Source organism: Burkholderia sp. Ac-20349 (genome assembly GCF_017104865.1).
GTDB lineage: Bacteria > Pseudomonadota > Gammaproteobacteria > Burkholderiales > Burkholderiaceae > Burkholderia > Burkholderia aenigmatica.
In genome coordinates this window covers 1-14,242 of record NZ_JAAGPM010000173.1, presented here as the reverse complement: position 1 = coordinate 14,242, position 14,242 = coordinate 1, and the positions used below count along the sequence as shown (strand labels likewise).

The 14,242-nt window shown below is 68.2% G+C and carries 10 protein-coding genes and 2 pseudogenes; 8 read left to right on the top strand and 4 right to left on the bottom strand.

Going from position 1 to position 14,242, the window contains the following annotated elements; genetic code table 11:
* A pseudogene (locus G3N61_RS34190) lies at positions 1-128 on the bottom strand (spore coat protein U domain-containing protein); the annotation flags it as partial.
* 90 nt (positions 129-218) lie between these two features.
* Between G3N61_RS34190 and G3N61_RS34185 the strand changes: the two are divergent.
* The 3 genes from G3N61_RS34185 (at position 219) to tldD (ending at position 6,861) form a co-directional block, all read left to right on the top strand.
* Positions 219-4,418 carry an AsmA-like C-terminal region-containing protein gene (locus tag G3N61_RS34185; RefSeq protein ID WP_089449938.1) on the top strand — a complete coding sequence of 1,400 codons (4,200 nt, stop codon included), beginning with the start codon at positions 219-221 and terminating at the stop codon, positions 4,416-4,418.
* A gap of 63 nt (positions 4,419-4,481) precedes the next feature.
* Positions 4,482-5,309: a carbon-nitrogen hydrolase family protein gene (locus tag G3N61_RS34180; RefSeq protein ID WP_043189558.1), complete on the top strand. Its 828-nt coding sequence runs from the start codon at positions 4,482-4,484 to the stop codon at positions 5,307-5,309.
* Positions 5,310-5,394: 85 nt separating this feature from the next.
* Complete coding sequence (tldD, locus tag G3N61_RS34175) at positions 5,395-6,861, top strand: metalloprotease TldD (RefSeq protein ID WP_043189560.1); 1,467 nt, start codon at positions 5,395-5,397, stop codon at positions 6,859-6,861.
* Positions 6,862-6,971: 110 nt separating this feature from the next.
* Here the strand turns inward: tldD and G3N61_RS34170 are convergent, their stop codons facing one another.
* Positions 6,972-7,265, bottom strand: coding sequence for a hypothetical protein (locus G3N61_RS34170; protein WP_179258664.1), 294 nt, complete (start codon positions 7,263-7,265; stop codon positions 6,972-6,974).
* Between G3N61_RS34170 and aroG the strand changes: the two genes are divergently transcribed.
* From aroG to G3N61_RS34155, 3 genes are all read left to right on the top strand, one after another.
* Positions 7,264-8,337, top strand: coding sequence for a 3-deoxy-7-phosphoheptulonate synthase AroG (gene aroG, locus G3N61_RS34165; RefSeq protein ID WP_043189562.1), 1,074 nt, complete (start codon positions 7,264-7,266; stop codon positions 8,335-8,337). The two genes, G3N61_RS34170 and aroG, sit on opposite strands and share 2 nt — an antisense overlap.
* A 127-nt stretch (positions 8,338-8,464) precedes the next feature.
* Positions 8,465-8,734 (top strand): type II toxin-antitoxin system Phd/YefM family antitoxin, encoded by a 270-nt coding sequence (locus G3N61_RS34160; RefSeq protein ID WP_089449937.1) that lies wholly within the window; start codon positions 8,465-8,467, stop codon positions 8,732-8,734.
* Complete coding sequence (locus G3N61_RS34155; protein WP_043189569.1) at positions 8,731-9,120, top strand: type II toxin-antitoxin system VapC family toxin; 390 nt, start codon at positions 8,731-8,733, stop codon at positions 9,118-9,120. The genes G3N61_RS34160 and G3N61_RS34155 overlap by 4 nt, the downstream gene beginning before the upstream one ends.
* Before the next feature lie 76 nt (positions 9,121-9,196).
* Here the strand turns inward: G3N61_RS34155 and hmpA are convergent, their stop codons facing one another.
* Positions 9,197-10,405, bottom strand: coding sequence for an NO-inducible flavohemoprotein (gene hmpA / locus G3N61_RS34150; protein WP_043189571.1), 1,209 nt, complete (start codon positions 10,403-10,405; stop codon positions 9,197-9,199).
* Positions 10,406-10,498: 93 nt separating this feature from the next.
* Positions 10,499-11,050, bottom strand: a complete 552-nt coding sequence (locus G3N61_RS34145) for a cob(I)yrinic acid a,c-diamide adenosyltransferase (protein WP_089449935.1) — start codon at positions 11,048-11,050, stop codon at positions 10,499-10,501.
* 142 nt (positions 11,051-11,192) lie between these two features.
* Here G3N61_RS34145 and G3N61_RS34140 point away from each other — a divergent pair, with 142 nt between their 5' ends.
* Positions 11,193-12,602 (top strand): FAD-linked oxidase C-terminal domain-containing protein, encoded by a 1,410-nt coding sequence (locus G3N61_RS34140; RefSeq protein ID WP_089449934.1) that lies wholly within the window; start codon positions 11,193-11,195, stop codon positions 12,600-12,602.
* A gap of 41 nt (positions 12,603-12,643) precedes the next feature.
* Positions 12,644-14,122: pseudogene (locus G3N61_RS34135) on the top strand (FAD-linked oxidase C-terminal domain-containing protein); the annotation flags it as partial.
* Positions 14,123-14,242 lie beyond the last annotated feature (120 nt).

Genomic DNA, 14,242 nt, shown 5'->3' with positions numbered 1-14,242 from the left:
TGCGCCGGCACCGCGCCATACACGGTCACGACCTGCGATGTCCCCGTACCGACACCCGTGACCGTCGAGCTGCCGCCCGTGCCGTCGCCCCACGCGATCGAGCGCGCGGCATCCGTGTAAAGCCCGTGCCGCGCTGCCGCAACGGCCGCCGGCACGAACCCGTGTGATACATTTCAACGTCAGTCTGCAAAACTACCATATCGCCGCCCGTCCGCCGCATGTCCGACCGTCAGGAATCCGCCGTAGCTGCGCCCGAAGCGGGACCTCCGAAGCACGATCATCCGGTCTTGCGTCGCGTGTTCAGGGTGACGCTGGCAGTCGGGATCGGCACCTACTTCGTCGCGTCCGGCGCGTTCCTCGGGCTGCGCTACGTCCTGCTGCCCCGCATCGACGAATTCCGCCCGCGCATCGAGCGCGCGGTGTCCGACAAGCTCCACGCGCAGCTTTCGATCGGCAAGCTTTCCCCGAGCTGGTCCGGCATGCAGCCGGGCGTCGAACTCACGAACCTGACGATCCGCGGCCGCGACGGCAAGGTCGCGCTGTCGGTGCCGCATGCGACGGCCGCGCTGTCGTGGATGTCGCTGCTGCGGCTGTCGCCCGCGCTGTCGAGCCTGATCGTCGACCAGCCCGACCTCGTGGTCGCGCGTGCGGCCGACGGCTCGCTGAGCATCGCGGGCGTCGGCGTGGCGACCACCCACGGCGGCAACGACACGTTCGGCACATGGCTGCTGAAGCAGGAGGCGATCGTGCTGCGCGGCGGCACGCTGCGCTGGCGCGACGCGCAGCATGACGCGCCGGAGCTCGTGCTGTCGGGCATCCGGCTCGCGGTGCTCAACGACGGCCGCGTGCACAAGGCCGCGCTGCAGGCGCCCGCGAACGGCACGCTGCTGCTCGGCCCGCTCGATTTCCGCGCGCGCTTCAGGCACAAGCCGCTCGCGCCGGTCGGCAAGCCGTCGAACTGGACGGGCGACGCGTACCTGTCGACGGGCCCCGTCGACCTGCAGACGCTGGCGCGCTACCTCGACATGCCGCTCACGATCCACGCGGGCCGGATCGACAACGCGATCTGGGCGACCTTCAGCGACGGCCACCTGCATTCGGCAGGCGGCGACCTGCAAGGCGCGGACGTCGCGCTGCGCGTGCGCCCGACGCAGCCGCGGCTCGACGTGCCGACGGTCGGCTTCGGCTGGGACATGCAGCTCGATGCCGGGCACGACTACACGCTGCACCTGACGCGCTTCAATGCGGAGCTCGGCCAGCCGCCGCTGCCGGACGGCACGCCGCTCGCCCGCTCGCTCGCGCTGTCGACGCTGACGGCCCGCTACCGCGTGCCGACCGCCAGCCAGGGGCAGTTGCTGAGCGTCGTCGGCGATCGCGTCGATCTCGGCATCCTCAGCGAGTTCATCCGCGGTCTGCCGCTGCCGGCACGCCTGCGCAACGAGCTGATCAAGATCGACCCGCGCGGGATGGTGTCGAACTATCACATCGAGGTCGAACGCGCGAAGCCCGCGCGGGCCGACCTCGCCGACGAGGAGCGGCGCACGGGCGCCGCACCGATCGTCCGCTACCGTTTCCTCGGCGATCTCCAGGGCATCAGCTTCGCCGCGCAGGAACCGCCGCCCGGCCTGTCGCCGCGCGGCCACCCGCGGGCCGGCTGGCCAGGCATCGAGAATCTGTGGGGCCGCGTCGATGCGAACGAGACCGGCGGCAGCGCGCATTTCGATACGGTCAACGCGGCCGTCACGGTACCCGGCGAATTCGACGAGCCGCGCCTGACGTTCGACCGGTTGCGCGGCAACGCCCGATGGGTGATCACACCGGCGGCGGGCGACAAGCACGCGCGCGTCGACGTGACGCTGCCCGACCTGCTCGTCTCGAACCCCGATGCCGAAATCGCGGTGTCCGGCTCGTACACGAACCCCGGCCACGGCCGCGGCTCGCTCGACCTGCGCGCCGATTTCGCCCGCGCATCGGTGGCGCGCATTCCACGCTACCTGCCGACCGGGATGTCCGAACACCTGCGCGACTATCTCGGCCACGCGCTGCAGGACGGCCAGGTAACCAAGGGCGCGTCGATCGTCGCGCGCGGCCCGCTCGAAAAATTCCCGTTCGAACACGAGCCGGACGCCGGCGTGTTCCACATCGTCGCGCCGTTCACCGGCGGCCGTTTCGAGCCGACGCCGTACCCGCCGCGCAAGCTCGCGAACGGCACGCCGAGCGTCTGGCCGGCGCTCGACGGAATCGACGGCGTGTTCGAGCTGGCGCAGAACAAGCTGCGCTTCGACATCCACCGCGCGCACTACAAGCGCGTCGCGCTGACGAAGGTCGCGGGCCGCATCGACGATCTCGGCAATCCGACCCACTCGCCGCTGATCATCGACGGCCATGCGCAGGGCCCGCTCGCCGACCTGATCGACTACGCGGACAACAGCTCGCTCGGCACGATGAGCAACCATATCGGCCAGCGGATCGATGCGCAGGGGCCCGCGTCGCTCGCGCTCAAGATCACGATTCCACAGCACGTCGCGCATCCGCACACGCACGTCGAAGGCGCGCTCGCGTTCGGCGGCAATACGCTGACGGCCAGCGGCGTGCCGCCGCTGTCGGCGCTGCGCGGCAGCGTCCGGTTCACCGAGGCCGGCGCGTCGCTGCACGACCTGTCGGGACGCTTCCTCGGCGGCCCGGTGCGCGCGAACGGCAATTTCCAGTCGCACGGCCCGTACACGGTGGACGTGGATGGCCGGCTCGCACTCGACGCCGCGCGCGGCCTGAACCTGCACGGCCCGGCCGCCGCGCTGCTCGAGCATGTGGTCGGCGACGCGCCCTACACGGTCGCCGTGCGCGGTGCGCCGGGCCGCCTGCCCGACATCAGCGCGCATTCCGACCTGACCGGCGTCGCACTGCAGTTCCCGGCACCGTTCGCGAAGGCAGCCGGCACGCCGATGCCGTTCAGCTTCACGCTACAGCCGGCGCCGCAGTCGGACGGCAAGCGCCTCGAACATGCCGACCTGACGCTCGGCCCCGTGTCCGCGACCTACCTGCTCGACGCGACGCGCGGCCAGCCGCTGCGCGCGGTGCGCGGCGCGATGGGCATCCACCGGATGCCCGACATGCCGCAGGACGGCGTGAGCGCGGCCGTCGACGTCAACGAACTGGACGCCGATGCGTGGCTCGCGCTGGCCCATACGCTGAAACCCGACACGCCGCGCGCGCCGGAGCCGCAGTCCGCGCCGCGCGTCGATTTCGCGAGCTTCGTGCCGAAGCGCTTCGCGTTCCACTTCGGCACGCTGAAGCTGCTCAAGCGCAACTGGGAAAACGTGATCGTCGGCGCGTCGCACATCGACGAGCTCTGGCAGGCGAACATCGCGTCGAACCAGGTGTCGGGCTACCTGTCGTGGGCGCCGGGCGGCGGCCACAACGGCGCGGGCGTGCTGAACGCGCGGCTCGCGAAGCTCGTGATCCCGGACAGCGCGCAGCACGATCTCGTCGGCCGCGCGATGAACCTGCCGACGCCGACCGACCGCCCGATGCCGTCGATCGACCTGATCGTCGACCAGGTCGTCGCGCGCAACCACGACATCGGCCGCCTCGTCGTCAACGCGCGCAATATCGACGAAGCCGGCACGCCGGTCTGGCAGCTCGACAAGCTGGAGCTGTCGAACCCGGCCGCGAAACTGACGGCGACCGGCAACTGGCGCACGTCGCGCCGCGCGCTTGCCCGCGGCGCCGACGAAAACGACGCGCCGCGCCGCACCGTGTTCGACTTCAAGCTCGACATCGACAACGCGGGCGCGCTGCTCGACCGCGTCGGCCTGCCCCGCACGCTGGCGGACGGCCATGGCACGGTCACGGGCAAGGTCGGCTGGCGCGGCGGCCCGACCGCACTCGACTTCCCGTCGCTCGGCGGCCAGATTGCGCTCGATCTCGAACACGGCCAGATCCTGAAGGTCGATCCGGGTGCGGCGAAACTCCTCGGCGTGCTGAGCCTGCAGAGCCTCGCGCGCTTCCTGACGCTGAATTTCCGCGACGTGATCGGCAAGGGGCTGCCGTTCGACAAGATCACCGGTACCGGCCAGATCTCGAACGGGATCGCCCGCACCGACGACTTTTCGATGATGACGGGGCCCGCGAACGTCACCGTGCGCGGCGCGGTCGATCTCGGCACCGAGACACAGGACCTGCATGCGCACGTCGCGCCGAAAATCAGCGCGGGCGCGGCCGCGATCGGGGCGGCCATCATCAACCCGCTGCTCGGCGTCGGCGTGCTGGCCGCGAACTATGCGCTGTCGGAGACGCTGTCGCGCGCGTTCGCGCTCGACTACGCGATCACCGGCTCGTGGGCGCACCCGCACATCGAGCGGGTGCAAGGCGATCAGGGTAAGATGAATCACGGTCCGGCCGATGCGGCGAACCATTGAGCCGCGTGCCGAACCGCGCACGGTGCCGGGCCGCACCCCATTTATGACGCAACCGATCCAGCGATGACCGACCCTACCCGTTCCGCCACGTCCTTCCAGGTCGCCGCGCTGCAGATGGTGAGCACGCCGGACGTCACGCGCAATCTCGCCGAAGCGCGCCGCCTGATCGCGGAAGCCGCCGGCGAAGGCGCGCAGCTCGTGCTGCTGCCCGAGTATTTCTGCTTCATGGGGCACCGCGACACCGACAAGCTCGCGCTCGCCGAACCCTACCGGGACGGCCCGATCCAGCACTTCCTCTCAGACGCCGCGCGTCGCCACGGCATCTGGGTGATCGGCGGCACGCTGCCGCTGAAGGCGCCGGAGCCCGATCGCGTGCTGAACACGACGCTCGTGTTCGATCCGTCCGGCAACGAAGCCGCGCGCTACGACAAGATCCACCTGTTCAACTTCGAAAAAGGCGACGAGTCGTTCGACGAGGCCCGCACGATCCGCGCGGGCGATACGGTCGTCGCGTTCGATGCGCCGTTCGGGCGGGTCGGCCTGTCGGTCTGTTACGATCTCCGCTTTCCGGAGCTGTATCGCAGGATGGGCGACTGCGCGCTGATCGTCGTACCGTCGGCGTTTACGTATACGACCGGCCGCGCGCACTGGGAAATGCTGCTGCGCGCGCGGGCCGTCGAGAATCAATGCTACGTGCTCGCGGCCGCGCAAGGCGGCAAGCACGAGAACGGCCGGCGCACCTGGGGCCACAGCATGCTGATCGACCCGTGGGGCGAGATCGTCGCGGTTCGCGACGTGGGCGCCAGCGTCGTGCTCGGCGCGATCGATCCTCAGCGCATCGCCGACGTGCGCCAGAGCCTGCCCGCGTGGCGGCACCGCGTGCTGACCTGAATCCCCCGCGCCGCTTGAAACGCCGCACGGCCAACCCATCTGCCCAGAAGCACCCGACAACTTTTTGAGAAACCCCGATATCCGCATGAACATCATCGAACCCGGCATCCGCAACCTCGCGCTGGCGAAGGACATCCTGCTCACGCCGTATGGCCTCGACGAAAGCCTGCTCACGCGCACGATCGCCGACATCTTCACGCATCGCGTCGACTACGCGGACCTGTACTTCCAGGCGACCCGCAGCGAAGCGTGGAGCCTCGAGGAAGGCATCGTCAAATCGGGCAGCTTCAGCATCGACCAGGGCGTCGGCGTGCGCGCGGTCGCGGGCGACCGCACCGCGTTCGCGTACTCGGACGACCTGTCGCCGGAAGCGATCGCACAAGCCGCAGCGGCCACCAAGGCGATCGCGGCGGCCGGCGGCGGCCGCCAGAAGATCAAGGCGGCCACGTCGCTGAAGGGCATCTCGGGCCGCGACCTGTACCTGCCGTCCGATCCGCTCGCGTCGCTCGACGCGACGGCCAAGGTCAAGCTGCTCGAGCGCATCGAGCAGATGGCGCGCGGCCGCGATCCACGCATCACGCAGGTGATGGCAGGCCTCGCCGGCGAATACGACGTCGTGCTGGTCGCGCGCAGCGACGGCGCGCTCGCGGCCGACATCCGCCCGCTCGTGCGCGTGTCGGTCACGGTGATCGCCGAGCAGAACGGCCGCCGCGAGATCGGCTCCGGCGGCGGCGGCGGCCGCTTCGACTACGGCTACTTCACCGACGAAGTGCTGTCGCGCTACGTCGACGACGCCGTGCATGCGGCGCTCGTCAACCTCGACGCCCGCCCCGCGCCGGCCGGCGCGATGACGGTCGTGCTCGGGCCGGGCTGGCCGGGCGTGCTGCTGCACGAGGCGATTGGCCACGGTCTCGAGGGCGACTTCAACCGCAAGGGTTCGTCGGCATTCGCGGGCCGGATCGGCGAGCGGGTCGCCGCGAAGGGCGTGACCGTCGTCGACGACGGCACGCTGCCGAACCGCCGCGGCTCGCTGAACATCGACGACGAAGGCAACCCGACGCAGTGCACGACGCTGATCGAGGACGGCATCCTGAAGGGCTACATCCAGGACACGCTGAACGCGCGCCTGATGAAGATGCCGGTCACGGGCAACGCGCGGCGCGAGTCGTACGCGGCGCTGCCGATGCCGCGCATGACCAACACGTACATGCTGAACGGCGACAAGGATCCGCAGGAAATCATCGCGTCGGTGAAGCACGGCCTGTACGCGGTGAACTTCGGCGGCGGCCAGGTCGACATCACGAACGGCAAGTTCGTGTTCTCGGCGTCCGAGGCGTACATGATCGAGAACGGCAAGATCACCTACCCGGTGAAGGGCGCGACGCTGATCGGCAGCGGCCCCGAATCGCTGAAGGACGTGAGCATGATCGGCAACGACATGTCGCTCGACTCGGGTGTCGGCGTGTGCGGCAAGGAAGGCCAGAGCGTGCCGGTCGGCGTCGGCCAGCCGACCCTGCGGATCGACAGGATGACGGTCGGCGGTACGGCATAACCGCATCGCGGCGCAGACATTCCGCGCATTTTGAAGAAAACGCGCGGAATGTCCGCATTTTCGACGTTTCCCGGTTGCCAGCCGCCCGGCGACGGGGTATAAATTCCGAATCAACTTTTTTGACGAACCGAATCTCCGTCATGTCCGCCAAGTTTTACTTTTACTTTTTTTGGTATCTCAGACCGCTGGCGGATCGAGAGGGTTGATGGCGCGTAAAGCGCAACCGAAATTCCCGAAAAAACCGCCGGCGAACCCGGCGGTTTTTTTTCGCCCTTCGCCACCCGGTCGCCGCCGCAGCGGTCCCGCGGCCCCGACCGAAACCACTGAATCGCTTGAATTGATGAATCTGCCGCACGCGCACTCGCACTGACCGAACGGCGCCCGGAACCAAGGAGAAACAGCATGCCCCCGCACAACACCGACGACGTCCGCATTCGTGAACTCAAGGAACTCACGCCGCCCGCCCACCTGATCCGCGAATTCGCGTGCTCCGAAGCCGCGTCCGAGCTGATCTACAACTCGCGCCAGTCGATGCACCGCATCCTGCACGGGATGGACGACCGGCTGATCGTCGTGATCGGGCCGTGCTCGATCCACGACACGAAGGCGGCGATCGAGTACGCGGGGCGGCTGGCGAAGGAGCGCGAGCGCTTCAAGGGCGAACTGGAAATCGTGATGCGCGTGTACTTCGAAAAGCCGCGCACGACGGTCGGCTGGAAGGGCCTCATCAACGATCCGCACCTCGACAACAGCTTCAAGATCAACGAAGGCCTGCGCACCGCGCGCGAGCTGCTGCTTCAGATCAACGAGATGGGGCTGCCGGCCGCGACCGAATACCTCGACATGATCAGCCCGCAGTACATCGCCGACCTGATCTCGTGGGGCGCGATCGGCGCACGCACCACCGAGTCGCAGGTGCACCGCGAACTCGCGTCGGGGCTGTCGTGCCCGGTCGGCTTCAAGAACGGCACCGACGGCAACGTGAAGATCGCGGTCGACGCGATCAAGGCCGCGTCGCAGCCGCACCATTTCCTGTCGGTGACGAAGGGCGGCCATTCGGCGATCGTGTCGACGGCCGGCAACGAGGACTGCCACGTGATCCTGCGCGGCGGCAAGACGCCGAACTACGACGCGGACAGCGTGAACGCCGCCTGCGCGGACATCGGCAAGGCCGGCCTCGCCGCACGCCTGATGATCGACGCGAGCCACGCGAACAGCTCGAAGAAGCACGAGAACCAGATCCCCGTGTGCGCGGACATCGGCCGCCAGGTCGCGGCCGGCGACGCCCGCATCGTCGGCGTGATGATCGAGTCGCACCTCGTCGAGGGCCGCCAGGACCTGAAGGAAGGCTGCGAACTGACCTACGGCCAGAGCATCACCGATGCGTGCATCGCGTGGGACGACAGCGTGAAGGTACTCGAAGGCCTCGCGGAATCGGTCAAGGCACGCCGCGTCACGCGCGGCAGCGGGAACTGATCGCACACTGAGACAGGCTGACCGCATGGCCCCGCCTGACGGCGGGCTGGCCACGCGGCCAGCCTGCGGTCGTCGTTTCGCTCTGCTAGACTAGCTAACATCATCTAGCTAACCAGGGAGGGTGACCATGCCGACCGTCAACATGCACGACGCCAAGTCGCGGCTCTCAAGCCTCGTTGAAGCGCTTGAACTGGGGCGCGAATCCGAAGTCGTGATCGCCCGAAATGGTCATCCGGTTGCCCGGATCGTTCCTTATGCTGCGCCAAAGCGGATCGGCGCAGCCCGTCAGTTGCTTGCCGGGCTGAACATCCCGACAACCGTCGAGGCATTCAATGCCGGCGATGAATCGATCGCTGCAGACTTCGATGCCAGCTCGGAACACGGGCTCGCACCGTGAAGCTGCTGCTCGATACGCACATCGCGCTCTGGGCAGCCGAAGGCGCGCCTCACCTTTCGGCGACCGCGGCCGCATTGATCGAGCATCCCGAAAACACGCTGTACGTCAGCGCCGCGTCCATCTGGGAAATCGCGATCAAGTATCGCAAAGGCAATCTGCCCGTCCATCCGCGCGATGCGCGTTCGGCGTTCCGGCTCGCGGGTTTTGCGGAATTGCCGATCAGCAGCGATCACGTCGAAGGGGTCGCCGCACTGCCCGATTTTCCGGATCATGCCGATCCGTTCGACCGCGTGATGGTCGCGCAGGCTCTCCATGAAGGCATGCCGCTCGTCAGCGCCGATCCCAAGGTGTGGCGTTATCACGCCACGCTGATGCTGCGCGCCTGACGCGCTGCCTGCCACAAAATCAAAGCCCGGCTCGCGCCGGGCTTTTTTCATGAACCGCCGATCCTGCGTGCGAGCATCACTCGAGCGCGCCCGAACCGAAGATCTCGGTGTTCACGCGCTCCGACGCCACACCGAGTGCGATCAGCGCGTCACGCTGCGCCTTCATGAACGCGATCGGGCCGCAGATGTAGTAGTCGGCATCCGGCACCAGCGCGAATTCCTTCACGCGCTCCGGCGTGAGACGGCCTTCGAGGTCGTAATCGACGCCGACGCGATCGTTCGGGCCGACCTGTTCGTACAGCACCGTGCGCTTCACGTTCGCATTCGCCCGCACCGTATCGTTCAGCCAGTCGCGGAACGCGTGCACCGCGCCCGAACGGCATGCATGGACGAACCGCACGTCGCGCTTGCTGCCTTCCGCGACCAGCGTCGACACCATCGACATCATCGGCGTGATGCCGACGCCGCCCGAGATCAGCACGACCGGCGTCTCGACGCCACGCTTCAGCGAGAATTCGCCCATCGGCGCGGTCACCTCGACGATCGCACCCTCCTCGACGCCGTCGTGCATCAGCGTCGACACCTTGCCGGCCGGAATGACTTCCGGCTTGCCGGCTTCGCGCTTCACCGAGATGCGCAGCCACTTGCCGTTCGGCGCGTCGGACAGGCTGTACTGGCGCGGCTGGTCAACGCCGAGGTCGCCGACGAAGCGCTTCACCGTGATGTACTGGCCCGGTTCGAACGTCGGTGCCGCGCCGCCATCCGCCGGCGTCAGGTAGAACGACGTGATCTCGTCGCTCTCGCGTACCTTGCGCTCGACCTTGAACGGGCGGAACCCGCTCCATGCGGCGCCTGCATACAGGTCGGCCTCGGCGCCGATCAGGATCTGCGCGAGCTGGCCGTACGCGACGCGCCATGCTTCGAGCGTGTCGGCGTCGACTGCATCGCCGAGCACCTCGACGATCGACGCGAGCAGGTTCTCGCCGACGATCGGGTAATGCTCGGGGCGGATGTTCAGGCTCGCGTGCTTGTGCGCGATGTGCGACACGGCGCCGCCCAGCGCGCCGAGGTTGTCGATGTTCGCCGCATACGCATAGACGGCCTTCGCGAGCGTCTCCGGCTGGCTGCCGGTCTTCTGGTGCGTCTGGTTGAACAGGTTCTTCAGTTCCGGATGGCGCGCGAACATGCGCTGGTAGAAATGCTTCGTGATCGTCGCACCGTGCACGGCGAGGACAGGGGCAGTGGCCTTCACGCGAGCCATCTGGTCAGCGGTAATGGGGGTCATGTTCGTTCTCCGTTAAACATGTAGATACGATACATCTTTAAAATGGCCCGTCCCTCGGGCAAATTGTCGCAGTGCGGAAATCCTTGCGCGGCGTCAGCGGACGCGGCCACGCTCCCACAGCACGTCCGCCCCGCCGTCGGTGCGGTTCAGCACGCGCGCCAGCACGAACAGCAGATCCGACAGCCGGTTCACGTAACGCCGCGGTGCATCATTCAGTGCATCGTTGCGCCCGAGCGCGACGATCGAGCGCTCCGCGCGGCGGCACACCGTCCGGCACACATGCGCGAGCGACGCCGCGCGGGAGCCGGCCGGCAGGATGAACTCCTTCAGCGGCGGCAGCGTCCCGTTGTACTCGGCGAGCCAGCGGTCGAGGCGCGCGAGGTGCGTGTCGTCGATCACCGTGTGCCCGGGGATGCACAGCTCGCCGCCGAGGTCGAACAGGTCGTGCTGGATCGTGACGAGCGCCGTGCGCACGTCGTCGGGCAGCGGCTCGGCGAGCAGCACGCCGAGGTTCGAATTCAGTTCGTCGACGTCGCCGATCGCGGCGATCCGCACATCGTCCTTGCCGATGCGCCGTCCGTCGCCGAGGCCGGTGGTGCCATCGTCGCCGGTGCGCGTGGCGATCTTGCTCAAGCGGTTGCCCATGCGAATGTCCTCTGGTGCGCGGCCGCCGTGCGGCCACGGGTTGCCGTGGAACGCGATTATCGCAGCCCGCGGCGGGGGCCGCAGCAGGCGTTCCAGCGTAGAATGGGCCGAAAGTTTGACAAGCAGTCGTCAGGAGACATTCGTGAATCACCCCGCCCCGCCGGCCGCCACGCGCCGTCCCCTTCCCCCTGCCATGCTCGATGCGCTGCGCGCCGCCTTCGGCGAGCGCGTGTCGACCGCCGACGCCGTCCGCGCCCACCACGGCCGCGACGAATCGCCGTTCGACCCGCAACTGCCCGACGCCGTCGTGTTCGCGCACAGCACGGACGACGTGCGCGAAGTCGTGTCGCTGTGCGCGCTGTACAGCGTCCCGCTGATCCCGTACGGCGCCGGCTCGTCGCTCGAAGGCCACCTGCTCGCGGTGCGCGGCGGCGTATCGCTCGACCTGTCGGAAATGAACCGGGTGCTGTCGATCAACGCCGAAGACCTGACCGTGACGGTCGAGCCGGGCATCACGCGCAAGGCGCTCAACGAAGCGCTGCGCGACACCGGCCTGTTCTTCCCGATCGACCCGGGCGCCGACGCCAGCATCGGCGGGATGACCGCAACGCGCGCGTCGGGCACCAACGCCGTGCGCTACGGCACGATGCGCGAGAACGTGCTCGGCCTGACCGCCGTGCTCGCCGACGGCCGCGTGGTGAAAACCGGCTCGCGCGCCCGCAAGTCGTCGGCCGGCTACGACCTCACGCGCCTGTTCGTCGGCTCCGAAGGCACGCTCGGCGTGATCACCGAGATCACGCTGCGCCTGCATCCGCTGCCCGAGGCCGTGTCGGCCGCGATCTGCACGTTCCCGTCGATGGGCGACGCCGTGCGCACCGTGATCGAGACGATCCAGATCGGCGTGCCGATCGCGCGCGTCGAATTCGTCGACGCGCTCGCCGTGCGCTCGATCAACCGCCATTCGAACCTGACGCTCACCGAAGCGCCGACGCTGTTCTTCGAATTCCACGGCACCGAGGCCGGCGTGAAGGAACAGGCCGAGCTCGTGCAGGCGCTCGCCGGCCAGAACAACGGCCAGGGCTTCGAATGGGCAACCCGCCCCGAAGACCGCAGCCGCCTCTGGGCCGCCCGCCACAACGCGTATTTCGCGATGCTGCAGTTGAAACCCGGTTGCCGCGCGGTGACGACCGACGTCTGCGTGCCGATCTCGCAGCTCGCCGCGTGCGTCGAGGAAACCGAAGTCGACCTGCGCGCGTCGTCGCTGCCCTGCCCGATCGTCGGCCACGTCGGCGACGGCAATTTCCACGTCGCGATCCTGATCGATCCCGACAAGCCGGAGGAAATCGCCGAAGCCGAGCACATCAACGACCGGATTGTCGAGCGCGCGCTGCGCCTCGGCGGCACCTGTACGGGCGAGCACGGCGTCGGGCTGCACAAGATGCGCTTCCTGCCGAAGGAGCACGGCGACAACGCGATCGACACGATGCGTGCGATCAAGCTCGCGCTCGATCCGCGCAACCTGATGAATCCGGGCAAGATTTTCACGTGCTGAGACGGCGTCGCGACACCGCGCCGCCTGCTGCAGGAGACCCCATGAACGCTCCCGTCGAACTGTCGAGCGCGGCACGCGCGCAGCGCCAGCGCGAAGTCGTGCAGGCGCTGATGGCCGTGCTGCCGACGCACTGCCTGCTGTACCGCGACGAAGACACGGCACCGTACGAATGCGACGGCCTGTCCGCGTACCGCCGCCTGCCGCTCGCAGTCGCGCTGCCCGAAACGGAGTCGCAGGTGCAGCGGATCGTGCAGATCTGCCGCCGCATGGAAGTGCCGATCGTGCCGCGTGGCGCGGGCACGAGCCTGTCGGGCGGCGCGCTGCCGATCGCGCTCGGCGTCGTGCTGTCGCTTGCGCGCTTCACGCGCATCGTCGAAGTCGATCCTTACGCGCGCACGGCGACCGTGCAACCCGGCGTGCGCAACCTCGCGATCTCGGAAGCCGCCGCGCCGTACGGCCTGTATTACGCGCCCGATCCGTCGTCGCAGATCGCGTGCACGATCGGCGGCAACGTCGCGGAAAATTCCGGCGGCGTGCACTGCCTGAAATACGGGCTGACCGTACACAACGTGATGCGCGTGCGCGCGGTGACGATCGACGGCGAGATCGTCGAGTTCGGCTCGCTCGCGCTCGACATGCCGGGCCTCGACCTGCTCGCCGTGATGATCGGCAGCGAAGGGATGTTCGCGATCGTCACCGAGGTCACGGTGAGGCTGATCCCGAAACCGCAAACGGCCCAGCTCGTGATGGCGAGCTTCGACGACGTCGTCAAGGGCGGCGAGGCCGTCGCGGCGATCATCGCGTCGGGAATCATCCCGGCCGGGCTCGAAATGATGGACAAGCCGGCCACGCAGGCCGTCGAGGCGTTCACGCACGCGGGCTACGACCTCGACGCGAAAGCGATCCTGCTATGCGAATCGGACGGCACGCCGGAAGAGGTCGCGGAAGAGATCGTGCGGATGACGGCCGTGCTGCGCGAGCATGGCGCGACGCGCATCCAGGTATCGCGCAACGAACACGAGCGGCTGCGCTTCTGGTCGGGCCGCAAGAACGCGTTCCCGGCCGCCGGCCGGATTTCCGCCGACTATTACTGCATGGACGGCACCGTGCCGCGCCGTGCGATCGGCCCGCTGCTCGCGCGCATCGAGCAGCTCGAAACGCGCTACGGGCTGCGCTGCATCAACGTGTTCCACGCGGGCGACGGCAACATGCACCCGCTGATCCTCTACAACGCGAACGATCCGGACGAGCTGCACCGCGCCGAGCAGTTCGGCGCGGAAATCCTCGAATGTTGCGTGGAATTCGGCGGCAGCGTCACGGGCGAGCACGGCGTCGGCATCGAGAAGCTCAATTCGATGTGCGTACAGTTCTCGCCGCAGGAGCGCGATGCGTTCTTCGCGGTCAAGCGCGCGTTCGATCCGGCCGGGCTGCTGAACCCGGACAAGGGCATCCCGACCCGTGCGCGCTGCGCCGAGTACGGTCGCCAGCACGTGCGCGGCGGGCTGCTGCCGCACCCCGACCCCTTTTCCACCCGTTCCGCGCCTCCCGTTAAAAATTCTTTTAAATTCAAGGCCGCCACGCCGCTTGCACCGGCACCGCCCCCCGTCGACACATGACGATCCGCTCCCTGGCCCGAAAGT

Bases quoted from the DNA above. Each gene is read 5' to 3' on its own strand.
- G3N61_RS34170 (WP_179258664.1), bottom strand. From the start codon at position 7,265: ATGCTGTTTCTCCTTGGTTCCGGGCGCCGTTCGGTCAGTGCGAGTGCG.
- aroG (WP_043189562.1), top strand. From the start codon at position 7,264: ATGCCCCCGCACAACACCGACGACGTCCGCATTCGTGAACTCAAGGAA.
- G3N61_RS34180 (WP_043189558.1), top strand. From the start codon at position 4,482: ATGACCGACCCTACCCGTTCCGCCACGTCCTTCCAGGTCGCCGCGCTG.
- tldD (WP_043189560.1), top strand. From the start codon at position 5,395: ATGAACATCATCGAACCCGGCATCCGCAACCTCGCGCTGGCGAAGGAC.
- hmpA (WP_043189571.1), bottom strand. From the start codon at position 10,405: ATGACCCCCATTACCGCTGACCAGATGGCTCGCGTGAAGGCCACTGCC.
- G3N61_RS34160 (WP_089449937.1), top strand. From the start codon at position 8,465: ATGCCGACCGTCAACATGCACGACGCCAAGTCGCGGCTCTCAAGCCTC.
- G3N61_RS34185 (WP_089449938.1), top strand. From the start codon at position 219: ATGTCCGACCGTCAGGAATCCGCCGTAGCTGCGCCCGAAGCGGGACCT.
- G3N61_RS34145 (WP_089449935.1), bottom strand. From the start codon at position 11,050: ATGGGCAACCGCTTGAGCAAGATCGCCACGCGCACCGGCGACGATGGC.